The organism is Paraburkholderia sabiae, from assembly GCF_030412785.1.
In the GTDB taxonomy this organism is placed as follows: domain Bacteria; phylum Pseudomonadota; class Gammaproteobacteria; order Burkholderiales; family Burkholderiaceae; genus Paraburkholderia; species Paraburkholderia sabiae.
This window is the reverse complement of the sequence record NZ_CP125296.1, coordinates 1,296,540-1,320,117: the sequence shown is the minus strand read 5'-3', so window position 1 is coordinate 1,320,117 and position 23,578 is coordinate 1,296,540. Positions and strand designations below refer to the sequence as shown.

The 23,578-nt window shown below is 61.8% G+C and carries 10 protein-coding genes and 1 pseudogene; 6 read left to right on the top strand and 5 right to left on the bottom strand.

The features are described 5' to 3' along the window. Positions 1 to 451: 451 nt before the first annotated feature. From QEN71_RS35445 to QEN71_RS35430, 4 genes are all read right to left on the bottom strand, one after another. Positions 452 to 1,342, bottom strand: coding sequence for a PoNi-like cognate immunity protein (locus QEN71_RS35445; RefSeq protein WP_201651837.1), 891 nt, complete (start codon positions 1,340 to 1,342; stop codon positions 452 to 454). After that, complete coding sequence (locus QEN71_RS35440) at positions 1,339 to 11,358, bottom strand: hemagglutinin repeat-containing protein (protein WP_201651839.1); 10,020 nt, start codon at positions 11,356 to 11,358, stop codon at positions 1,339 to 1,341. Before QEN71_RS35440 ends, QEN71_RS35445 begins: the two co-directional genes overlap by 4 nt. Next, complete coding sequence (locus QEN71_RS35435) at positions 11,355 to 13,115, bottom strand: ShlB/FhaC/HecB family hemolysin secretion/activation protein (RefSeq protein ID WP_233471898.1); 1,761 nt, start codon at positions 13,113 to 13,115, stop codon at positions 11,355 to 11,357. The genes QEN71_RS35440 and QEN71_RS35435 overlap by 4 nt, the downstream gene beginning before the upstream one ends. 893 nt (positions 13,116 to 14,008) lie before the next feature. Beyond that, positions 14,009 to 14,413, bottom strand: a complete 405-nt coding sequence (locus QEN71_RS35430; protein ID WP_233471903.1) for a YybH family protein — start codon at positions 14,411 to 14,413, stop codon at positions 14,009 to 14,011. 237 nt (positions 14,414 to 14,650) lie between these two features. Here QEN71_RS35430 and QEN71_RS35425 point away from each other — a divergent pair, with 237 nt between their 5' ends. Beyond that, positions 14,651 to 16,186: a purine-cytosine permease family protein gene (locus tag QEN71_RS35425; RefSeq protein ID WP_201651843.1), complete on the top strand. Its 1,536-nt coding sequence runs from the start codon at positions 14,651 to 14,653 to the stop codon at positions 16,184 to 16,186. A 329-nt stretch (positions 16,187 to 16,515) separates the two neighbouring features. Here the strand turns inward: QEN71_RS35425 and QEN71_RS35420 are convergent, their stop codons facing one another. Beyond that, complete coding sequence (locus tag QEN71_RS35420) at positions 16,516 to 16,698, bottom strand: hypothetical protein (protein WP_201651845.1); 183 nt, start codon at positions 16,696 to 16,698, stop codon at positions 16,516 to 16,518. Between the two features lie 290 nt (positions 16,699 to 16,988). On the opposite strand from QEN71_RS35420, the gene QEN71_RS35415 reads away from it, so the two are divergent. From QEN71_RS35415 to QEN71_RS35395, 5 genes and pseudogenes are all read left to right on the top strand, one after another. Further along, positions 16,989 to 17,510, top strand: a complete 522-nt coding sequence (locus QEN71_RS35415; protein WP_201651847.1) for a hypothetical protein — start codon at positions 16,989 to 16,991, stop codon at positions 17,508 to 17,510. 67 nt (positions 17,511 to 17,577) lie between these two features. After that, positions 17,578 to 18,156, top strand: a pseudogene (locus QEN71_RS35410) (DUF2059 domain-containing protein); the annotation flags it as partial. A 1,098-nt stretch (positions 18,157 to 19,254) separates the two neighbouring features. Further along, on the top strand, positions 19,255 to 19,920 hold the full coding sequence (locus tag QEN71_RS35405; protein WP_201651849.1) for a carbonic anhydrase: 666 nt from the start codon (positions 19,255 to 19,257) through the stop codon (positions 19,918 to 19,920). Between the two features lie 103 nt (positions 19,921 to 20,023). Next, complete coding sequence (locus QEN71_RS35400) at positions 20,024 to 21,583, top strand: SulP family inorganic anion transporter (protein WP_201651851.1); 1,560 nt, start codon at positions 20,024 to 20,026, stop codon at positions 21,581 to 21,583. 424 nt (positions 21,584 to 22,007) lie between these two features. Next, complete coding sequence (locus tag QEN71_RS35395) at positions 22,008 to 23,408, top strand: alkaline phosphatase family protein (protein ID WP_201652028.1); 1,401 nt, start codon at positions 22,008 to 22,010, stop codon at positions 23,406 to 23,408. Positions 23,409 to 23,578 lie beyond the last annotated feature (170 nt).

Sequence of the window (23,578 nt, the reverse complement as noted above, 5' to 3'; positions counted from 1 at the left end):
CGTTCAGATCGACCATCAACTGATCTCGCTGCGCAGACTTATCGCAGATCACTCGAACGTCGGCGTATGAGTACGCACGCGCAGCCATGAAGCAAACAACGAATCGCTTTTCGTAGACACTCACCCGATAGAAGGCCCCGCCCGAACGGAAGACTGAATTTCCGAACGATGCGACTGCCCGAGCCTGCGCGATCAGACGGCCAGCATTTCTATCCGCCGTTCGCGGAACTGCAGGCAGCCCGACGAATACCACTAGCGCGACCGCAAAGAGCAATCCAATTATCACCCCCCTTCTAAGGGGCTAAGAGTCGCATGAAAGAATGGTTTCACTTTTTTCGAACGATAGCGATATGTCGGATCAACGGAAGCATTTGGCGGATATGCTAACGCCCACCAATCAACAAGCAGGGCAGCGCGCAGGTAAGAGTTCGTCGTCGCAGGGAAAGTGCTTTCACTCCCTCCTGAAAAAGCGCCTCAGCAAGCTTCGTCGAACAGGAGAGAGGTTCGTCTTTGTCAAATGCTCAGCAAGCTCGTCGAGTTCTTCCGAAGTCGTGCCGGGTTTGCGTAGCAAATCGCCAGGATAGTGCGGTAGACCCAAACACAGGTTGTCGTCGAGCTGGAAAACCTTGACCGCCGCCACAGCTTCAACACACCAGAAACCGAAGTACGCACCGCCCTCAATAAGTTCATCAAACCCGTACCAATACGGGCGATCGTAAATTGCAACGCCCCCCCCTTTTTTTGCCGATCGATTGAGTTCCGCATACCAGTTTTCGACAAACTGCCGAAGCATATGCGGTTGGTCGGGCGGCCGTGCGTTGATCGCATCGAGCAATCGGGCGTATGGCTTTGGATGACATAACACAGTCCCGATACGCCGGCCATGATCGCGGCTTGAGATGATACGGTCGAGCAGCACGTCTTCACCCTCATTGCCCATCAAGGCCGTCAAACGGTTCCATTGATCGTCAGGAATGTCGAGAGCAAGTGCCAGACCGGTCAGCCAGAAGCACACAATGTATTTGTCGAGGTTTGTGGTCCAGCTGCGGCGCGAGACCTGTTGTTCCGGTGAAAACACCTCCATCCCGAACTGCTCAGATTGCTCCCATGCATCAAGAAGTCCCGGAAAATACTGAGCCAACTCGCTAACTGTGTCGCCGCGTGAATATCGCTCGAACATCAGTTGCCAGTACTCTCTCGCAATTTCAAAGAGATACTGTGGTCGATAGCGTCGATCTCCAGACGGCTCCCTGGATTTTGCCCACATCGTGTCTATTCGCTTGCGCGAATGTTCGATCCACCGATCCCAATATGCATGGGTGGCAAGCTGATCTCTCGTCATTTTGTCGCTCCGACTAACGCGGATGCCGGTTGAGGAATGAATTTTCCGTTACTGTCCAGCATGCCGACCGTTACATTCCCAAAGGGATCGGTATGCACCAGCCATTTCTCCACACGACCGGACATCATCGCGTCCTGGATACCTTCTGCGGCAGCACGATTTCCACCAACGGACTGCAAGATACGGTTCATCCCGGTGTTAGCCCCGGTGAGCCAGTCGTCACTCATCTGTAACCCGTCAAGCGTCGATCCCAATCTGGATGTACCGAACTTGTATTCGACCACCACATAGTCCACGCCCGGTTTGCTGACCTTGTACAGATCATCAATCCCGTTCTGCCCGACTGCCTGTGTACGACCGAGTTTTACGGCGCCCGGTGCGATATTATCGATTGTGGCGCTGCCCAGCAATTCACCGACCATCCCCTTTTGCGCGCTGGTAAGTGCGGTGAAATCCATTAGTGGCGCACCATCCGCACCAAAGAGGCTAGCGAGATTCGTCAACTGACCGAACTCTCCGGATTTTCCGCTTGCCTTTGCCAAAGCATCAATCCCTACGTCAATACCGGCATTCGCCAAGGCAAGACCGGTCTTCGCTCCTCCGTAGACAACTGTGCCTGCGCTGGCAACCTGATAAATCAGATTACCCAGGTCCTTGCCCAAGAGTTCCGCGTTCGCATCGCCTCCAACCGTCAAGGCGGTTTGCATCTGGCTTATCTGGGTTTGAAGCGACGTCACAATTTGCGCGCCAAGCGCTTCCCGAACCTGAGGATCAGAGATGAGCGCCGCAAGACCGTTCAGACCCGTTACTGGATCAGACAGAAACTGCGCAAGTCCTTGCAGGTCAGTCAGCCCTGCTGATGCAAGGCCTTTTGCCACGCCGGTCGTCGTCAACGCATCCTGCTTAAGGCTAACGCCCGCCCACTTGCCGACCGCTTTCAACTGGCAAAGTGCGTTGCCGTTACAGGCGATCATGTCCTTCTGGGCCTGCACAATCTGCTGCGTGGCCAGCCAGTTGTTTTCGACTTCTGCCTGCGCCGCGTTTACTGTCGTCGCGGTGCTCGATGCACCTCCCACGGTTGCAATGCCTGCGACCAGCGTGTCGACCAAGTTTTCCTTGGCCTGCTTCTGCTGTTCCGTCTCGTTCGGATCGGTATCGCTAAATAGATTGGTCAAGAGACTAGCCGTCGCGGCGCCCAAGGCTCCAGCGCCACAACTTTGGCTGCTAGCTGCCGCACCAGCGCAGGCCACGATAGCATGCAATGCAGCGTGTAACGGACTGCCTTCTGTAATCGTGCCGTCCGATACCAGCTTGCCGATAAACTCGGCACCCTGCTGTTGCACGTAGTTCACCAGACCCGCCTGCACGAATTGCGCGCCGCTGCCCGTCACATTCCCGCCGGCCGCCGCCGTCAATGCAGTAAGTACTTGACGGTAGGTGCCGCCCGGGCCCCATTCGGCGGAAAGCTGATTGGCCTGTTGCTGCGCCGCCGCGCGCTGTTCCGGCGTCAGCTTCGGATCGTTGGCGGCCTTTCTTGCTTCATCCGCTTCTTTCGCACGATTGTTGACGAATGTGCCGACCTGATTGATGAACTGACTCGTGATGTCGAATCCGGCCTGGATCTTGTCCTTATCGAAGATGGGCGCGAGCGTATTTGCCGTCGAGCTTGTGTCGCGGCTGATGCTCGCGACCGCTTCCGCTGCACTCTGTCCGGTCAGTTGCTGTTGTTTTGCCCCATCTGTGATGTTGATAGCGCCGCCACTAATAGCGCTTGCTGTCGTCGAGCTGGCGTTCCCAGACGCGCTCAAAGCCACCGGCGGTGTCGCCGAGAAGCCGTTGTAGCCCGGCAGTTCCGTCCCCTTGACGGGATTCGTGTTATTCGCAACACCTTTCTGGTCCTTGCCAATTGTTCCGCCGTAGCCACCGGACAACCCGACCGACGATGCATCATAGGCCGCATGGTTTTCGATGTCGCTATGCGTCAGCGTCGCGGTCGTCAGGCTGTTCACACCATCCTGCACAGCCTTGTCACTGCTCGCGATCACGGCACCCTTGAGATCCGTGTTTCCCTTCACGTTGATCTGGAATCCGCCGTCGCCCGCCTTGATGCCCGACTGTTCGCTCACGCTGGCATAGTCGCTGTTCATCTTTTGCTGGTTGAAGTTCGCCGACGCGCTGGATGCCCCGTAGCAGATAGGTGGTACGCAGACGCTCACCGATACGCCACCACTTGTTTGCTTTGAGTCGTAGTGGCTGGTGTCCTGCAGGCTCTCGATGTTGAGATTGCCGCCGACATTCGCGACGACCTGCTCACCATCCACCACCGCCCCCTTCAGATTGGTATCACCGCCCGACTGCAGTGTGAGCGTGTTGCCCGCAGTAACGTGCGTATTGGTCCAGGTCGTGTCGCTGCCATTCCCGTTGCCCTTGGTGCCCGACACCCCGACCTGGAACGAAATACCATTTGATTTTCCGACGCCGAACGTCACGCCGATACTCGCGCTCGAACCGCTGTTCGTGCTCGTCTGGCTATCGGAGTTTTGCGCCGCCTGAAGGTTGATGTCGCCCTGCGCAATCAGCGTGGCGTTATTGCCGGCGGAGATATCGCTGCCGATAACGTTGATGTTGCTGTCGGCACCCGCGCCGGCAGCAGCAATGGTCAGATTGTGGCCGGCCGTGACCGTGCTGCCCGCCGACGTACTCATTGTGGCTGTCGAATTGCTGTTACTGTGGCTTGTACCGAGTGACACATTAATCCCTACGCCGCCGATGGCAGTCGGATCGCTCGCGACTGCATCAATTGCATTCTTCGCCGCCAGCCCCGTGGTGGCAGCAGCGAGTGCCTCAAGCCGCGCGTCACCCTTGGTCTTCTTCACATCCTGCCGCATCTGGTTCGCGGTCTGCACTGCCGCAAGGACAGGATTGCTCACGCCGCCCGTGATCGCTGTCTGGCTGAACGATTGCTGCTCGCTTTGCGTGAAGGTGTTCTGCGCTGCGTCGATCGTTACTGTCTTGCCCGCAAGTCCCAGATCGTTCGCAGCGTACAGTACGCCGTCCGTCACATGCAGGTCGTTGCCAGCGCTAATGGTGAGATCGCCGTTCACCGAACCCACCATACTGCCGTTGTTCGTGACCTGGGTGATCTGCTGTGCATCGGTCGTTTTCCGCGAGCCAAAGCTGTAGCCTTGCAGGCCACCGTCAAGCTGATTCACGACAGTCATGCCCGACAGGAAGCCGTACTCACTCTTCCTGTAGTCGGTCTGCGTCGTCTGCGTGTCCTGCGAACTCGTGACGATCACGTCGTGCGCCGCTTTCAGGCTAACGTCGTTCGTACCGACAACGTTGCTGCCCGTGATATTGATGTCCTTGCCGCTAACAACGTTCACGCCATCGGCGGAAATCATGCTGCCCTGGCTTAGCGTCAATGTCTGATCGATGCTGCTGGAGACTTTCGAACCGCTCACCACTTCGCTATGGCTATGTGTCTCATGCCCGTTCAGCTCGTGAGTTTCAGTTGCGGCGACGACATTCACGTTACCGGCGGCCAGCAGATTCGCGTTGCCCTTGTCCAGGCTGATCGTGCTACCGCTGAGCGTGATGTCTTTGCCCGACACGATATTCAAGGTGTTACCCGCTTCAAGCGTCGTGCCTGTCAATGCCTGATCGGATGTGTGCAGCGTTTCTGCATAGGTGCGGCTCGTGTCGCTACCCGAACTGCTGCTGTTCACGGTTGACGTCGCGCTTGCCGTACCGAGCGTCACATTGCCCTTTGCGGCAATCGTGCCGCCCTGGCCCAGGTCGATCTGCGCGCCGCGCGCCGTGAGATCACCGCTGATCGCGACGTTCGACTGTCCGCCGACCTTCACTGTACTGCCGATCACCTTGTTGATATCCGTATCCGATATCCCGTTCGCGCGCTCGACGACCTTGTGCTCACCCGTCTGCACAGCACCGAGCGTCCAGTCGCCGCCGATCTGCATGGCCAGGTTTCCACCGACCGACAGATTCCCCGCGTTCTGCTCGAAATTGCCGCCCGTGATGATTGCCGCGTTACCTGCGACATTGATGCTAGCTGTAGGACCAAGCGTCGTCGTGACACGCGTCGCGCCAGTAGCGCTGACCTGACTGACCGTCTTCGCCGCCGTATCCAGAATCAGATTTCCGCCTGCCTGCAGCGCCAGGCTGCCGGCATTCACATTCGCCGACGTCAGATTGACATCGCCCGCCGTCACGAGCGTCATCTGCCCGCCTGACTGCAACGTGCCAAACGAACTGTCGATGCTCTGCGCACCAATCGAGAAACTGTTTGTCGCGCTGATCGTGCCACTGTTGGTCACCGACTGGGCGTTTTGCAGATCGATGTTCGTCGCCGCGATGACGGGGCCGTTGCCCATGTTCTGCTGGCTCGCCTGCGCCAGATACACGACGGGCACGAGCACCGTCTGACCATCGACAACCTGGCTTTGCATGATGACGACGTTGCTGGTCAACTGCGCCACCTGGTCGGGCGACAACCCCGTGCCCGGCGCAAGATTGAGCGACTTCGCCAATTGTGCGCCGGATGCCATCAGCGCCTGGAACTCGTCCTGCGTGCTGGCGTAGTTCGTGAGCACCGACTTGCCCGTCATCGACATGATCTGGTCCTGCACGAGCTTCTGCTCGTAGAAGCCATCGCCCAGGCGCAACTGGATCTGCCCGGGGTTCATGCCCATCTGATTGAAGTAATAGTCGCTCGACAGCCACTGCTGCTGGTTGGTGAAGGCCGGATTCGTCTCAACGAGGTACGGCGCATTCGGCGCGGTATCGACGCTGAACAGACCGCCCTTCGGCAACCGGATGTTGCTCAATACGTTGGCGGCCGTGGCGCGGGCGATGACGGGGTTGCTGAAATCGATCAGGCTGCTGTTGGCGATGTGGCCGCCCTGCACAGACGCTGAACCTGCGTGCGCGCCGCCGCTCGCACCGATCGTCCCGCTCACGGATCCCGCGCCATTACCCGATATGCTCTGCCCCGGCAGCAGCCCGAGCGGCGTCACGGAGGCATTGCCAGCCGTGTTGTTGATGGTGACGCCTGTGCCGCTGATCGTCCCGCCCGCCACAAAGCTGGACTCATACGCCGGCAGCGCATACGTGCGAACGTCGGCCGGTGCTGCCTGTGCATAGCCACCAGGACGCGAGCCGACGAACGGTGCGTCACCGAACGGCAACTTCCAGTCGTGCTCGCTGTTGTCGTAGTTGTTGTAGTGATATTGCCCGGAGTACGTAACCTGCACCTGCGGCGCAGTCTGGCCCTGCCAGCTGTCCTGGTCAAAATGATGCGGCGAGGCGATGTTGCCCCCCGCCGCTATCTGGCTCCAGTAATTCTGGAGATTCCCCACCGCCGAAACGTTCAGATTGCCGCCAGCGATGATCTGCGATCCCGGCGTGACCGAGGTAACGGTGTTGGCGACGGCCACGCCCGTATAGGTCGTGAATTCGTACGTGCTGTTCCACTGGCCGCCGTGCGGAGGTTCCGTATAGACGCCGCCAATACTGTTCGGGTCCTTCACACCCACCTGGCCGGTCTGGCCGGACAGGCTGATGCCGAGACTTGCAAGCAGGTTCGGATCGACCGACGACGTGAAGCCGGACGTGGTCATCTCGCGCCGCGTGTTCGTCACCAGGTTTGCTGCGATCTGCATGTCACCGCTCGACTGGATCAGGGCGGACTGATTCCGGACCAGATTCGCGTTGACGTAGTTGCCACTCCCGTCCTTACCGCCCGCGAGGACCACCTGACCCAGGCCATAGATCGTCGTCATCGCCTGCGTGTCACCGTAGGTGGTGTCATCGCGGTTCTCGATGTCGGGTGCAAGCAGTTCGAGCTTGCCAGCGCTATCGGTCGCACCGATCAATGCGCTCGTGCCGAGATTCGACAGGGTCTGCGTGGCATTCAGCGATACGCTGCCGCCTACGATCGTGCCCGTGTTGGTCAGCGTATTGGAATGCGTGGTCAGCAATCCGCCCGCCGCGAGCGTGCCCGAGTTGGTGATGTTGCTCGCATTGACGGTCAGACCGTTCACCGCCGAGAAAGCACCGGCGTTGTTGAACGTGCCTGGCAACGAGAAGGTGAGGTTGTGGCCGGCGCTGAAGCTGTAGTTCGGCGCCGTCGTGAAGTCGCCTTGCAGGTTCAGCGTGAGGTCGTTGACCGCGCTGTACCGGCCGCCACCCAGCAGCGTGCTGGCGCCCACCGAAAGATTGCGCGACGCGTTGATCTGGCCGTTCGTGGCCGTGAGCGTCCCCGTCGAGATGCCGACGTCGCCCGTCGTGTTGGCGGCGTTGCCGATTGCGCCGCCCGTGTTGTCGAGATTGCCCGTGTTGATCTGCAGGTTCGCGCCGCTCAGTTGCCCGCCTTGCGTGTTCGAGATGGATGACGCAGTGACCGTGACGTCGCCGTTACCGCTGATCGAACCCATCCCCGACACTGCGCCCGCATTCCGGTTCGTGATCTGACTGCCGCCGCTGATCGTCGTTGCACCCGTCCCGACGTTGGTGATGGCGCCGCCCGAGTTGTCGATCGAAGCCGCGCTCAGATTCAGCGTGCTGTCTGCTGCGGCACCACCGGCACCAATCACGCCGCCCGCATTCAACAGCGCGCCGCCGGCCGAAGCTTTCAGCGCCGTGCCTGACGACAGTCGCCCGTTCGTGTTGTTCAACACAGCCTGAACGACGGCGGACATCGTGCCCTGCGAAGCGAGCGTGCCACCCGTATTGTCGAGACTGCCCACCTGAACCGAAGTCTGCCCATTGGTCACGATGCGACCGCCGACGTTGGTCAGCGAACCCGCGCCATTGCCCGGCTTGATGGTCAACGTGCCCGTACCGGCATGCGTGATCGTGCCGCCGTTGTTGTTCACCGAAGCGGATGCGAGCGTCAGGTCCGTGCTGTTGGTCTGGATGACGCCGCCGTTCGAGTTATCGAACGTGCCGCTGACGCCGAGATTCATCGCGCCAGAGCCGAGTTGCGTCAGCGAGCCATGCGCGTTCGTCAGGTTCGTTGCGGTCAACGCGAGCTGATTGGCAATGATCCGGCCGCTGCTGTTATCGAACTGCGGAGCCGTCATCGACACGGTGTTGCCGCTGACCAAACCGTTCGCGTTCTTGAACGCTGCAGACGAGGTCGTCACAGACTGCGCGCTGATCGTCCCGTCGCCATTGTCGAGCGTCCCTGCGACCGTGGCATTGAGAGTCTGGCCCGCCGTGATGTTGCCGCCATTCATAAGCCACGCAGCCTGCACCGAACCATTGCCCGTCGCCGCAATCGTGCCGCCCGTGTTGGTGAGCGCGCCGCCACTCGCGACGTTCAGATCCGCGTTCGACGCCAGTTGCCCATGCGAGTTGTTCAGCGCGCCCGCGATGGTCGCGACGAGTCCCGTCTGCCCACCGATGGCGCCGCTCGTGTTATCGAGGCTTCCCGCCGACAACGACGTCTGTCCATTGCTGACGATCGAACCGCCCACGTTCGTGACCGTGCCCGAACCGTTAGCGGGATCGATCGTCAACGTACCCGTACCCGCATGGGTGATCGTGCCGCCGCTATTGTTCAGCGACGCGGGTGCAAGCGTCAGGTCGGTGCTGTTGGTCTGGATCAGGCCGCCGTTCGAGTTGTCGAGCGTTCCCGTGACGTCCATGCCCATCGCGCCCGATCCCAACTGGGTCAGCGATCCATGTGCATTCGTCAGGTTGGTCGCGTTGACAGTGAGCTGTTTTGCAGTGATCTGCCCGCTGGTGTTATCAAGCTGTGGCACGGTCACGGAAACCGTGTCGGCGCTGATCGCACCGTTCACGTTCTTCAGCGACGCGGCGTTGGCTGCGAGCGTCGCGCCGCTCAGCGTACCGTTGCTGTTGTCGAGCGTACCCGCCGACGTCACACCGAGATTCTGCGCGGCCGTAATCGTTCCGCTGTTCGTCAGCGACGCAGCGTGGATCGTCGCATCACCGTTGCCGCCGATCACGCCCCCCGTTGCGCCTTGCGCCGTCGTGCCCGCCGCATTCGTGATCTGACCACTCGCCGACAGTGTGAGGCCATCGGCGTTTTCGGAGACGATACGCCCGCCCGCGTTCTGCACATTCGCCGCCGATACGTTCACCGCGCCGCCCGCTTCGACCCGGCCCGCCGTATTGTCGATATCGCCATTCGACGCAATATGAACCGACTGCGCCGACGTCAACGAGCCCGAAGCGTTCTTCACGCTGGAAGCCGCGATGGTCGCCGCGCCGTTCGTCGCGATGCTGCCCTGGCTGTTGTCGAGCGCGCCCGTCTGGACGCTGAAGGTTCCCGTACCCGAGTGGCTGATCTGGCCATTCACGTTGGTCAGGCTGCCCGCGCGGATCGTGGCGTTCTGCGCGTTTGTCGTGACCGTGCCGGAAGTGTTGTCGAGCGTGTGCGATGCGACGAGCGTCATGTCGCCCGCACCGGTTTGCGAGAGCGTGCCGCCCCGGTTGGAGATGCTGCCCGCCGTCACGTTCAGCTGCGCGGCGCTCAACTGCCCTTGATCGTTCGAGAACGCGCCCGCTGCGTTGGCATTCAGACTGCCGCCTGCCTGCAACGCGCCGCCTGTACGGGTGATGTTGCCGCTGTCGCCGTTGGCGCCCGTCGCGGCCATGGACACATTGCCCTTCGCCAGCGTTTGCGCCCCCGTCATGTTCACGCTGCTGCCCGACAGCGCGAGATTGCCGCCTGCCATCTGCTGGCCGGTGGTGGTCACGGCGCCCGTGCCCGTCACCGACAGACTGCCGCTTCCAGTGACGCTACCGTTTGCGTCGACACCCGCGCCAAGCGCGCCCGTAGAGTTCACGCTTGCGCCTGTGACTGCTGTGTTGCCCAGCGCTGCGATGGTGCCCGTATTGCTCATCACGCCCTGGCTGCTGAGCGTGGTGTTCTGCGTCGCATAGACGGAACCGGTGTTCGACACATCGCCCGAAGCTGCAACCGTTACGTTGCCGCTCGCGCTCGTCGTACCCGACAGCGTCACCTTGCCCTGGCTGCTTAGCTGAAGATCGCCGGCCTGCGATGCAATCGTGCCGGCGCTGTTGACACCCACGCCTGCTTCGGTACCGACCAGCTTGATCTTGCCGGCATACATGCCGCCCAGTTGCGCGACATCGATTGCAACGCCCGTACTGTTGCCATCTGGCCCAAGGGATTGCGCGCTCAGATCGTCGTGACGAACGTCATTGTTGCCCGCCACCACATTGAGTGACTGGCCAGCCCAGACCTTGCCGTTAATCGCCACACTGCGCGCGATGAGGTCGACCTGATCGACATTGCTGCCGTTCAGGCCCGCCGATCCGATCTGGATCTGGCCGCCCGTCACGTGAAATGCATCGAGGCTACCCGTGCCGCCAAACACGGGCGTACCCGTCGTCAGAATGCCCCGGCTCGTATTGATGAAGCCGCAACCGTTACAGTAGATGCCAGCGGGATTCGCGATCACCACTTCAGCGCGCTGGCCCGCCACTTCGGTATAGCCCAGCAACTGGCTCGGGCTGCCGCCGACAACCTGGTTGACGATGACACGCGCAGCGCCCGATGCGAGATTCGGATTTCCCGCGACGTAGCCGCCCTGCTGCGTGAGCACGTTGCCCTGGGAGTTGTTCAGAATCAGGCCTTGCGAGCCGACGTTGTACTGCGTGTATCCGTTGTTCGACACGCCTGCCGCATTCGGTGTCGCGATCTGGACAACGGGCACGCCGTTGCCCGCCACACCGACGATCGGCTTGCTGCCCGCCGAAGTCGGCGCCGCGACGACCTGCGCGTCGACCAGCATCGGTTGCATGCCGAGCACACACAGTGCGGCGAACGCGACATGGCGCATCGACAGCATGTCGACGAAGCTCCCGCGCACTTCAGGAATCGCTACCCGACGCGGCGTGCCGACCGTGCGGCCGCGACCGTTCCCCGTTGCCGTTTCCTGCACCGCCGTCCACAGGCCACGCGCTGCATTGAAGATCACGCGAAAGATGTTCTTGTTCATAGCAGGAAACTCACGCTGAAGCCCGCCACCGGCCAGTGGTTAGGGAAACGGTCAGGTTGATACAGAGGGCCGCCAATGAAGACGTCGTAACTGACGTGTCTGAATGCGCTGCCGCGCAGGCCAACGACTGCGCCAACAAGGCGGCGGCCAAGCAGGTTGTTCGCTTCGGGTCCGAAGACCTCGCCGCCATCAAGGCCGACGTACAGCGCCTGGCCGAAACGCGGAAACTGGAACTCCAGGTCGTTGCGCATGAACACGCCTTTCTCGGCGGCGAGCATCGTGTTGCCGTCGAAGCCGCGCACCGTGTAGCGGCTGCCAATCGAGAAGTACTCGGTGGGATACAGCACGTTGGGCGTGTTCTGCGCGCGCACGGTCGCCGTGTAGCGCAGCGGAAAGCCGGCGATCGTGAATGGCACGCTCAACGTCGTATCGAGCGTTTCCATCTGGTAGTAGGAGGTCGGCGTGCCGCTGCCCACACCTGGCAGGTCTGGTTGCGCGCCGAACCACGGCACGCCCCATCGATAGGCGATCGTGCTGTCCAGTTGCGCCGCGCCGAAGTAATGCTTGTGCTCCCAGCCGATTTCCGCGTAGCTGTTATCGCGATGCTGGACGTCGATTTCCGTGCCGTCGATAAACGCTTCGCTAAAGCGCTTGCCGAAGCGGAATTCGAGGGAGTTCTTCTGCACCTGGTTGCGATAGAACTGGTACTCGGTCTTGACGTCGAATGTTTCCGACTTGCCGCTCGAAACCAGCGTGGTGAACGCACCCGCTATCTGCTGGTGATAGTCGTACTGGCTCGCCGTCGCGGTGAAGGTCCAGCTGCCCCGCGGAATCGAGTAGTACGCGTTGCTGCCGTGCGTGCCGTACCGGCTCTCGTGCCCGTTGATGTCGTGGCTATAGCCGATGTTGAGCAGATCGGAGAGACCGAACGGATTATCGACGGTGAGGCTCACGCTGCCCTGAAGCTGGCCCGTCGACTTGAGGCCGCTGTCGTCTGCACTGACTGTGAGCGACCAGGGCTTCTGGCGTTTGACCGCGATCACGACATCGCTTTCGCCCGTCGAAGGCCCGGGCACGATCTGCATGTCGACGTCCTGATTGGGCACGCGCTTCATCTGCTCGAGACCTTGCTCGAGATTGCGCAGATTCAGCAGGTCGCCCGCACGAGTCGGGAACGCGTTGCGCCACGTGCCGTATGTCGACGGATCGGCAAAGCGGATGTCGCTGATCACGCCGGGAATCAGTTGAAGCTTCAGCTTGCCTGTCGACAGGTCCTGCGGTCCGATGACGACGCGCGTGGTCGAATAGCCCTTCTCGATGATGCGCGCCATCACGCGATGCACGATCAGATTGAGCCCTTCACGACCGACGCATTGACCGACGTAGCGCTGCAGATAGTCCCGGGCAAACGTTAGCTCGCCAGGGAAAAGAGGATTCGGCGATAACGCGCGCGCACCGGCTGTTTCGACTGCGTCGCTCAGCCCGGGTGGCACTTCCAGCGTCAGTTCGTCGAGCTTGAAACACGGCGTTTCGACAGGCAGCTTGCCGTCGTCGATCTCGGGGTGCACGGCCGGCTGCAGTTCGACCTTGGGCGCCTGCAGCGTGCGCTCGCGCTCGATCGCCTGCTCCTGAGCGCGCCGACGCTGCTCCTGTTCGCCGAGTGTATCGGCGACCTGCGCATGTGCGATTTGTGCCGAAGCGAGGAGCGCTCCAGAAAGGAGAGCTACCCGATGTCGTCCGAGCCAAGAGATAACCATCGTGGTCCGATGGACGTGCGCGCGCCGGCCGGGCCGGGTGCTCCGGCCAGGATTATTGTTCTTCATGGCGGCGAAACTACTGTGGCGCTAGCGCATGTGCTGCGAGCCATACGCTCGCAACAGGCGGCACACATCGGCGCCTGGTCTTCGCGATGTGTGCGTTACGCCGATTGTGTTTGCTGGGCGCCGTCTTTTTGACAGCGGCCAGTGTTCCCCGGATCCGGCTGGATACAAGCCGGTAAGCTCTCTTGGTCATTTTTGTACGCTACGGTAGTTCTGTTAGCGCGCGTAATGTACCAGAAACATTTAGTAACAACTGTCAAACCATGCAAGTCGAGGCGACGATACAACATTTCATGCAAGACGCATGACGGGCAAAATGACGAAGCAGTTTGCGCAACACCGCAGCGTATGCAGGTCGGCGTCGTTGCGCTCGACGTCCGGGCTTTCAATATTGGAGTAGTTCCAAACCGCCTCAAGGCGTTGTGGCCGGTTTGATGGCCGGTCGTCGAAATGGTGAATGGTCTTTCGAGGATTGTATGGTCCACCGACCGGACGTTTTTCGTTTCCACGACTGCTCCGGGCAACGTGAGCAGCGCGACTGGCACAACGGTGATTGCGCGTGGGCTCACGAGCCTTTCTTCAATCGGAACTTTGCGTCCAGAGAAAGTTGAAGTGGAATTGTGAAGATAATGCGCAGAATACGTTCAGGATTGGAGGAGATTTGATCGCGGCGGCACCGACTTTCGTCGGCGTGACAAGCTCAGCATGTTTCAAGCTGGCCGGAAACCGCGGGCGCGCAGCGGCACCACGTAACGATGTCATGGGTCAGCAACGCCCCGGAGTGCGACGTGAACCGCATCCCGTCAACATGAGGCGCGACGCGGTTGGCCTCAACTGTCCGGTTGCACTGCCGCCGATAGATGTTCATGCACGGCTAGCCAGCGATTGGAGCCATCCCGTTTGAAAACGATGGTCTCCCGCTCTCGCGAATGCGTTTCCTGCGTCCCGAACCTGATGCGCGTGCTCACGCAGTGGACGAAGATCGCAACGTCTCCCACGCATTGCACGTGCTGATCCGACGATTCGCACGCAACCACCGTGAACCCTTCAGCCTCCCAGTCCTTCCATAGCGCCCGATAGGCCGCTCTCGATTCAAGGCGCCCGGGTACGTTATGAAACACGAACGTCGCGTCGGGCGCGAACGCCTGAAAGTACCGCTCCGTATCATGGCTGCCGAATGCCGCAACGAGTTTCTGCGCGGCTTCGTGCACTTCCAGTTCCTGAACAGACACCATCGGATCTCCCCGGATTGTGGTTGTCGATGAGAGCGACTGCCCGACAGGGCAATCGGCGTTCAGTATCTACGAATGCGCCAGCGCTTAAAGATCAACCTGTCGATGTTTGCATCGATCGGTTCCGATGCGACCGATACATCGAGACGCGTCGAAGTACAGATCGCATCTGGCAATTTTTTTCCACGCGATGCCGCTTCTACACTCCGCCTGCAGGAACTCACAAGCGGAGACCCGAGCATGGCATCCTTGTCAGAGTCGTCAATCACGACGATCGAGCAGATAGGCGTTGAACAGATTCCCGATGACCAGCGCACAGCGACGGCGCTCGACATGTTCCGGGTCACCTTCGGCGGCGCGAATACATTCGCAACCTCAGTACTGGGCGCGTTCCCGGTGATGTTCGGCCTGTCCTTCTGGCAGGGCGCGGCAAGCATTGTGGCGGGCGTCGTGCTGGGCGCGTTGATACTCGCGCCGATGGCGGTGTTCGGCCCGTTGAACGGGACCAACAACGCGGTGTCGTCGGGCGCCCACTTTGGTGTGCATGGCCGGATCGTCGGCTCGTTTCTGTCGCTCCTCACCGCGATCGCGTTCTTTTCTCTTTCGGTGTGGAGTTCGGGCGATGCGCTGGTCGGCGGCGCTCACCGTCTGCTGGGTGTGCCAGAGAACAACGTGACGCTCGGCTGTGCTTACGGCCTGTTCTCGGTGCTGGTGCTTGTCATCTGCATCTACGGATTCCGCTTCATGCTGTACGTCAACAAGGTGGCGGTCTGGAGCGCGAGCGCACTGTTTCTGCTGGGCGTGTTCGCATTCGGTGCAGATTTCGATCCGAACTACGCGGGCCAGTACGGTGCCTCCGCCGACGCCGTGACGCGCGCGATGTTCATTCCTTCGTTCGTCGGCGCGACGGTGCTCGCGTTGAGTAATCCCATTTCGTTCGGCGCGTTCCTCGGCGACTGGGGCCGCTACATTCCCGCGAGCACCCCGAAACGTCGCGTGATGCTGGCCGCGTTCGCATCGCAGATCGCCACGCTGATTCCCTTCTTTTTCGGGCTCGTCACCGCAACGCTGGTGGCGACGCACGCACCGCAATACATCAAGGACAACAACTACGTCGGGGGTCTGCTTGCGATTTCACCGACATGGTTCTTTCTGCCCGTCTGCCTGATCGCGCTGATCGGCGGTTTCTCGACGGGCACCACGTCGCTCTACGGCACGGGACTGGACATGTCGAGCGTATTTACGCGGCTCTCGCGCGCACGCGCGACGCTGCTGATCGGTATCGCATCGATCGCGTTCATTTTCGTGGGCAGGTTCGCAGCGAATCTCGTGGAAAGCGTCTCGACGTTCGCCGTTCTCATCATCACCTGCACGACACCGTGGATGGTGATCATGATGCTTGGCTATCTCACGCGTCGGGGTTTCTACAAGGCCGATGACCTGCAGGTTTTCACGCGCGGGCAGCAAGGCGGCGCGTACTGGTTCCATCACGGCTGGAACTGGCGCGGTCTGGGCGCATGGATTCCAAGCGCCGCACTGGGTCTGTGCTTTGTGAACGTACCCGGACAGTTCGTCGGCCGCCTCGGCAATCTTGCCGGCGGCGTCGATGTCAGTCTGCCCGTGACGATGGTGCTTGCTGCGACGTTGTACCTGAGCCTGCTTCGACTCTTCCCTGAACCGGCGGATGTCTATGGGCCGCACGGGCCGCGTCTTGTGAGCGCCGGTAGCAGCACGGCGGAGGAAATCCGGGCGGGACGCGACCGGTCGGTGGCGTGAGCTTTTCTGCCGGGACAGCCATGACGTTCAGCGCGAGCGGCTGAACTGCAGAAGCGGTGCTCAGGATACGCGCGGCCATCCTTATTCCTCCATGTAGGCAGCTGCAGCACGAAGCACCGACGCGAGGCCGATATCCACGCCTTCAGACCTCTCGCCCTCGCGTCGCCTGGGCTTCGCCCCGCTGAGTACCTCGAGCGGTGTCAGCCCGCCCAGCGAATCTCGCGGCTGCGTGAAAAAAGATCCACTTGCTGGCGCACGGCAATTCCTTGAGCGCGCGCGACGCGACGAACGGAAGTCCGGTCGTACCTTGTGTCGGCGAAAAAGGAAGGTTAATAGCTCACACCCTTCGCACCATCCACTGTGAACAGCGACCCGGTTCGGATCTGCTGGTGGATCGCCCGGCGACTCACACCCGCTCTCTCCTGAGACTGTGCGGGCTCAAGCAGCTTGCCCTCTCTGGCGAGCTTTAACCGTGCGGCCATCGTCTCGGCGAACACCTTGTCTTCCGCCATGGCAGGCTGCGCCTTCCGCGGCGCCTGCGTTCGCGGCGCGCGCGGCGTGTCATGAAAGCGCGCCCGCGCGAAGCATTACGGATGACCTACGTGCGGTAGCGCACAGACAGGCGCGAGCCGGCTTGAAAACCGCACGCCGTCGGCCATACTGCCCTTGCCCCTTTCTCCTGACAAAGAAGGTGCTCATGACACGGCTCTCCCCGGGGTCGCACGCAGTTGGTGCGCCCTACTAGAGGCCGGTTGTCGTATCGCAACGCAGGCGCGCGCCACGTCTACGAGGAGGCTCCGCCATGTCCCTGATCGACCAGTGGTTCGCTGAAGCAACCCCCACCATCGTGCTGGCCGCACTGAACCTCTCGACACCCTTGCACTGGGGGATCGAGCGCGGCGCGAGTCCCTACCGGATTACCTATACGATCAGCAAAAACGTGACCGGATTTGTGGAGATGACGCACCGCCAGGTGGGGATCCCGGAAGTGAAGCCCACCCCCCTGCTCGTCTACTACGAGGCGCTGGATGTCGGGATTGACCTTCGGTATCCCGGGGCGCCCGATGTGGGGCCGGAAATGTGGCGCAAGGTCCAGATTTACCAGCCGCATTTTCACAGTCCGACATACACCCTGGACGTCGAATTCGGAGACGCGATGGGCGAGCCGTTCGACCCGCCGCAGAAAACATCGCTGACGCTAGAATTTGGTCTCTTGCCGTCGGGACTCGGGAGTGGCGTCGCGTTCGTCGGGCAGAGTGTGGGCGTGACATCCGCCGCGTTTCAGTGGCTGTGCGACGGCTACCTGAATGGTCCGGCGTCGTAGCTGACGCGAGGGCGTACCGTACGTCGAACGCCATGCTCACATGAAGCGCCTCCTTCTCCCCCTAGCGATGCTGCTGGCCGTGGGTTTCGCGTGCCTGTCAACGCGCGCACAGGCACCCGGCACCCCGCCTCAGGTCACGTCACAGGTACCGGCAGCGTCCGACGCGGGCGATCCAGGAAAGCGGAACGCCATTGACCGGGTGCTCGCAGCGATTGATGCGCGCAAGCTGGCAGGCGCCATCGCCGACAACGCGCGCAAGCAGGCACAGCAACTGGTGCCAGCGATCCTGTCGGACGCATTGACCGAAAACACGACACTCACAGAGGCGCAGAAGCAGGCTGCCGTCCCGGGGCTGCAAAAGAATGCGATCCCGGCGCTCGTCAATTCGGCGGGGCAAATCTTCCGGTCTGTCGAGTTTCAGAATGACGCGATCGCACTCCAGGCCAGCGCCTACGACCGCCATTACACTGCGGCCGAACTCGATGACCTGACGACGTTCTATCAGAGCCCGACAGGCCGCCGGTTTATCGAGGTACAGGATGCCGTCGGGCGCGACGTGGTCAACAGCCTCACGCGCGTGTACATGCCGAAAGCGATCCGGGCAACGCGCGCACAGGCCGATGCCTTTGTCGCTGAAGTGGCGCCGCCTCCTCCCGCATCAGACACCAGTCCGTGCGCCGGCCGGGTTGGATGCTTCGCCGCGACCCTGCGCGACCCGTTCACACCGCCACAGTCGAAGACGGGGTGCCTGGCAATGGACTGGGATCTTTCCTGGTGCCATCACAGCGGTTGCCCGAGAAATTGCACGCAACATGGTACGCAGTGGCGCCACATGGAGAACACGTTTGTCGCGTACATGGACGTGCCATCAGACTGGGACGCGCGGCTTCGGGCGCGCGTAGAAGGTGCGGCCCGGCAGTGCTGGGCGGAGGGCTATCAGGCCGCCGGATATGCAACGCTGGAAGCGATCATCCTCGCGGTCGCGACCCAGGGCGCCAGCGCCTCCAGCATCCCGGCTCATGTGGTCGCGCAAACACAGGTCGCCATAACAAACTGTCTCCAGCGGGAAGGCCAGCAACTTGGCATCGACCTCCAAAACGAGCTGACGCCGAAGGTCGAGCAGGCTAGCGGAGGCTGGACCGGGTGGCAATGACAATCGCGATGCGATCTCGATGCAGGCGTGACTCACCGACCCGGGAACAGCCGTCGGTGCTGTCGATACGCATCCGGCATTCACGCAGCGCAAGCACGACGCAGACACGATCCTGGCGCCCTGTGGTTGGCGCAGGCCAAAGCGCCCTGTGCGAAAACGGCTTTCATGAGCACGCGTCGCACCGATCCGGCAGGATGCAGCACGCCGATGGACGAATTGATGCCATGTGAATGACCTCATCGGCGCAATGATGCGGACGTTGCTACTGGCGTCTCCATCCGCATTCAGCAAATCCTTGAAGTCCCTTCCATGTTCGACGATTAGCCTTGTTCGGGTCACACGGGACTGAACGTTTCGAGCAACAGACTGGCCATGTATCCCGGCAGACAGGATTCGCGGGGCAGAAGATTCATGGGCCAATTCCCTGTTTCAGCGTCCCTCTTGTTTGCCTCGCAACGTCGGGCGACCAGACCCCTGTCCGTCCTTCGGCAAACCCGTTGCCGTCATCGCCGTCGTCATCGCCGCCGCCATCGTATCCCGGCGCGAACGATGACTGACCTTCCTTGTCTGACCCCATCAGGAGAACGAACGATGCATCATCCAAAACGCCTGTTGCTGTCCAATCTGGCCTGGTCGCAGGAAGTCTCGGCGCGCGAGCCCGAGTTCTTCGCCGACCTGGCGCGCGGGCAGCAGCCGCCCATTCTGTGGATCGGTTGCTCGGATAGCCGCGTGCCCGCCGAGCGCATCACCAATGCGCAGCCCGGTGAGCTGTTCGTCCATCGCAACATCGCGAACCTCTACACGTCCGACGACGGCAATGCGTCGAGCGTCATCGAATATGCGGTACATGCGCTGAAGGTCGAGCACGTCGTGATCTGCGGACATCATCATTGCGGCGGCGTGCGCGCCGCGCTGTCACCGCCTTCGGATGCGCTGCCCGTTGTGAATCGCCGCATCGCCGGATTGCGCGATCTCGCCGGACATCATCGCGACGAACTGCTGGCCATTGCGGATTTCGATGCGCGCGTCGACCGGCTCGCCGAACTGAACGTGATCGAGCAGGCGCGCCTGTTGCGCGAGTCGCCCATCATACGGCGCGCACCGCGTCCGCCGCAGGTGCATGGCTGGATTTTCGGACTACGCGAGGGGCTGCTCACGCCACTCACCGATATGGACGAAGCTCGCGAGATTGCCGGAACCCACGCCGGATCGCGCGCTGATATGCGCGAATCCATCGCCGTGCGCGACGCCGCGTAGCGACGCTTCAGGCGCTTCCTTTTTCACGAATTCACGGCCAGGAACAACGAGCCGCCGGTGCCTCGCGCCGCGCGACAGGGCCCAACTCGACCTTGCGGATACCATGCACACGCCACCCGTTTCCCGTCTATCGAACCTGCGCAGCGATGTCTTCGCGGGCATCGTTGTGTTTCTCGTCGCGCTGCCGCTGTGTCTCGGCATCGCTACCGCGTCCGGCGTCGAACCGTTTGCCGGGCTCGTGTCCGGCATTGTCGGCGGGCTGGTCGTCGCGCTGCTGAGCGGCTCGCATCTGAGCGTGAGCGGCCCCGCGGCCGGGCTGGTCGTGATCGTCGTGTCGGCGATCGCGTCGCTCGGCAGTTTCTCCGCGTTTCTCGCCGCCGTGCTGATCGCGGGCGCGCTGCAGATCGGCTTCGGCCTGCTGCGCGCGGGACGGCTCGCGAGCTTCGTGCCCGTCGCCGTCATCAAGGGGATGCTCGCTTCCATCGGCATCATGCTGATCGTCAAGCAGATTCCGCTGGCAGTGGGGTTTGTCACAGGCGGGTTTGTCACAGGCGCGGATATGCGCGCTGCGCACCCTGCACATGTCGCCGCGTTCCCGACGCCTTTCGGCGATATATCCGTCGTCTCGATCCTGCTGTCCGTCGTGTCTGTGGCCATGCTGTTCGCGTGGGAGACACCGCGTGCGAAGCGCTACGCGATCGTGCGCATGCTCCCGGGCCCGCTCGCGGCCGTCGCGCTCGGGATCGGCGTGACGCTCGCGCTCGATTGGCTCGCACCCGCGTTTGCGCTGCCCGTCGAGCATCGGGTCGCGCTGGCATCGCTCGATTCGTTCGCGGCGTTGACGGGCGCGATCTCGATGCCCGACTTCGCGCAGCTCGCCAATCCCGACGTGTGGCGCGTCGCACTGACGCTGGCCGTGGTCGCGAGCCTGGAAACGCTGCTGAGTCTCGAAGCCGTCGAGCAGATCGATCCGAAGCGCCGCCGCGCGTCGCCGGATCGCGAGCTGAAGGCGCAGGGCGTCGGCAATATGGTGGCAGCCGTGCTCGGCGGGTTGCCGCTGACGGCCGTGATCGTGCGCAGTTCGGCGAACGTGCACGCGGGCGCGCAGACGCGGATGTCGGCCGTGATTCACGGCGTGCTGCTGCTGGCGAGCGTGTTCGCGCTGACGGCCGTGCTCAATCTGATTCCGCTCGCGTGTCTCGCGGCGATCCTGATCCACACGGGCTACAAGCTCGCGAAGCCGGCCCTGTTCGCGGCGATGGCACGCGAAGGTGTCGACCGATTCGTGCCGTTCGTGGCGACGATCGTTGGCGTGCTCGCGACGGATCTGCTGATCGGCATTGGCATCGGCATCGCGACGAGCGCGCTGCTGGCGATGCGCGCGAACCTGTCGCGCACGTTCACGCTGACGCGTCACGACGATCACTATCTGCTGGTGCTGCGCAAGGACGCGACGTTTCTGTCGAAGCCGATGCTCACGCGCTGCCTCGCGCAGATCCCCGATCACGCGACGGTGCTGATTGATGCCGAGCGCGCCGATTTCATCGACCGCGATATCCGCGATGCGCTCGATGCGTTCGTCGGCGAGGCGCCGCGCCGGCAGATCGCCGTCGAACGGCTGCGCTGGCCGCAGGCATCGGTGCAGGCGGCAGGGGCAACCTGACCAGCTGCCCAGCAAGCCGCGCCGGCGCATGCGCGTGGCAATGTCACGCGCGTAAAGGCGGACAGATATGCGGCTGCGTTTGCGCATGCACCCTGCCGGCGTTCTTCCCGTTCATATAATCATCACGCAATCCGAGGAACCTTGTTCGCGTCCATCGGCGGCCATGCGCGCCCAGGTGCAACACGAAGTCCAGGTGCATAACGAGCCTGGGCGCAACACGAATCGCGTGGCATACGCCAGGACATATGTCGCACGGCTCGACCTCTCGCCGGTTTGAAGCACGTGCTCCCCGGGGCAAACGGGGCGCAGAAGCAGCAGCCTTTCCTCGTTGCCTTCATTGCAATCGATGCACCGCCCGAATGAGTTTCTTCCTGGAGACAAACGGTGACCAATACTCAAGAAAATCGAGCATATCGTCGTGCTCATGCTGGAAAACCGGTCGTTCGACCAGATGCTCGGTTTTCTTTACAGCACGGATCGACCCGCATCGGTTGAACACTTCGATGGCCTTACGGGAGAAGAGTCGAATCCGGATGACCACGGGCGTGAGATCAGCGTGTACCAGATCAAGGAGGGTGACACCCACGTCTATCTGATGCCTGGCGCGGATCCGGGCGAGGGTTTCCTGAATACGACCTACCAGCTCTATTCGAACGACGACCCCGCGCCTGGCGCCGCACCCACCAACCGGGGTTTCGTGCTCAACTTCAAGTCGGCGATTGCGTCCGATCTCGCGAAGCACTACAAGGACACCCTCCCCGGCACCGTGGCTTCGCAGATCATGGGCATGTACACGCCCGAACTGCTTCCCGTTCTTTCAGGGCTCGCGCGGGGCTATGCCGTATGCGATGCGTGGTTCGCGTCTGTTCCCACGATGACCATGCCCAACCGCGCCTTCGCGCTCGCGGGCACGTCGCAGGGCCATCTTGATGATCACGTCAAGATCTTCACCTGCCCGAGCATTTTCGGAAGACTCTCGGACGCGACGCTCGACTGGGCGATATACGGATACAACCGTGATCCGCTCACGCGTCACGATTTCCCGGACACCCAGCACGCCGATGAATCGCATTTCGGGCATTTCCGGGATTTCCAGCAGCGCGCCGCCGACGGTAACCTGCCGCCCTTCACCTTCCTTGAACCGAGCTGGGACGCGGCCGGCAACAGCCAGCATCCGAACTACGATGTGGCTGCGGGCGAGCAGCTGATTCACGATGTCTACTATGCCGTGCGCAACGGCAAGAACTGGGCGTCCACGCTGCTTGTCATCACCTACGACGAGCATGGCGGAAACTATGACCACGTCGCGCCGCCGACGGATGCAGCCCCACCCAACGACGGCTCGGTCGGGGAACAGGGATTCGACTTCACGCGCTTTGGCGTGCGTGTGCCCGCCGTACTCGTCTCGCCCCTGATCAGGCAGAACACGGTCTTTCGTGCGAAAGCGGGACGAATCGATCACACGTCGATCCTGAAGACAGTTCACGAGCGCTGGGGCACCCAACCACTCACTGACCGCGACAAGGCCGCAGCGTCGCTCGCCGATGTCCTCACGCTGGCCAATGCGCGCACCGACGATCCGCTCGATGGCGTCCAGGTGCCAGTATCAACCGTCCACCATCCGAATTCGGCGACTCCATCGAAGCTCGACAAAATCCACGCGGCCCGCGTTGCTGCCCTGCCGATCAGAAGCGAAAAGGGGCACTACGAGCAGGCCACACCGACGCTCACTTCTGCGGCGGAGGTCAGTGATTTCATTCGCGACCGCACCGCAGCCTGGAAGGAGCATTTGCGCCGCCAGCGCGAGCGCGGCCAGCCGCGCTAATGACCGCCCCAGCCGGCCACCCCTGGCAGCCGGCCCTAACGGTCGCCCTCTGCTGCGACCGGCGCCGTCGGGGCGATTGATTGGCCGCTCACCGACGGCCTGCCTGTGCGGGGATCGCGGCAGACACCTCCCCGACACTGATGGACAGGCCGACGTGTTTTAGCCCGCCT

Coding starts and splice junctions, on each gene's coding strand:
- QEN71_RS35445 (WP_201651837.1), bottom strand. CDS start 1,342: ATGACGAGAGATCAGCTTGCCACCCATGCATATTGGGATCGGTGGATC.
- QEN71_RS35440 (WP_201651839.1), bottom strand. CDS start 11,358: ATGAACAAGAACATCTTTCGCGTGATCTTCAATGCAGCGCGTGGCCTG.
- QEN71_RS35435 (WP_233471898.1), bottom strand. CDS start 13,115: ATGGTTATCTCTTGGCTCGGACGACATCGGGTAGCTCTCCTTTCTGGA.
- QEN71_RS35430 (WP_233471903.1), bottom strand. CDS start 14,413: ATGGTGTCTGTTCAGGAACTGGAAGTGCACGAAGCCGCGCAGAAACTC.
- QEN71_RS35425 (WP_201651843.1), top strand. CDS start 14,651: ATGGCATCCTTGTCAGAGTCGTCAATCACGACGATCGAGCAGATAGGC.
- QEN71_RS35420 (WP_201651845.1), bottom strand. CDS start 16,698: ATGGCGGAAGACAAGGTGTTCGCCGAGACGATGGCCGCACGGTTAAAG.
- QEN71_RS35415 (WP_201651847.1), top strand. CDS start 16,989: ATGTCCCTGATCGACCAGTGGTTCGCTGAAGCAACCCCCACCATCGTG.
- QEN71_RS35405 (WP_201651849.1), top strand. CDS start 19,255: ATGCATCATCCAAAACGCCTGTTGCTGTCCAATCTGGCCTGGTCGCAG.
- QEN71_RS35400 (WP_201651851.1), top strand. CDS start 20,024: ATGCACACGCCACCCGTTTCCCGTCTATCGAACCTGCGCAGCGATGTC.
- QEN71_RS35395 (WP_201652028.1), top strand. CDS start 22,008: ATGCTGGAAAACCGGTCGTTCGACCAGATGCTCGGTTTTCTTTACAGC.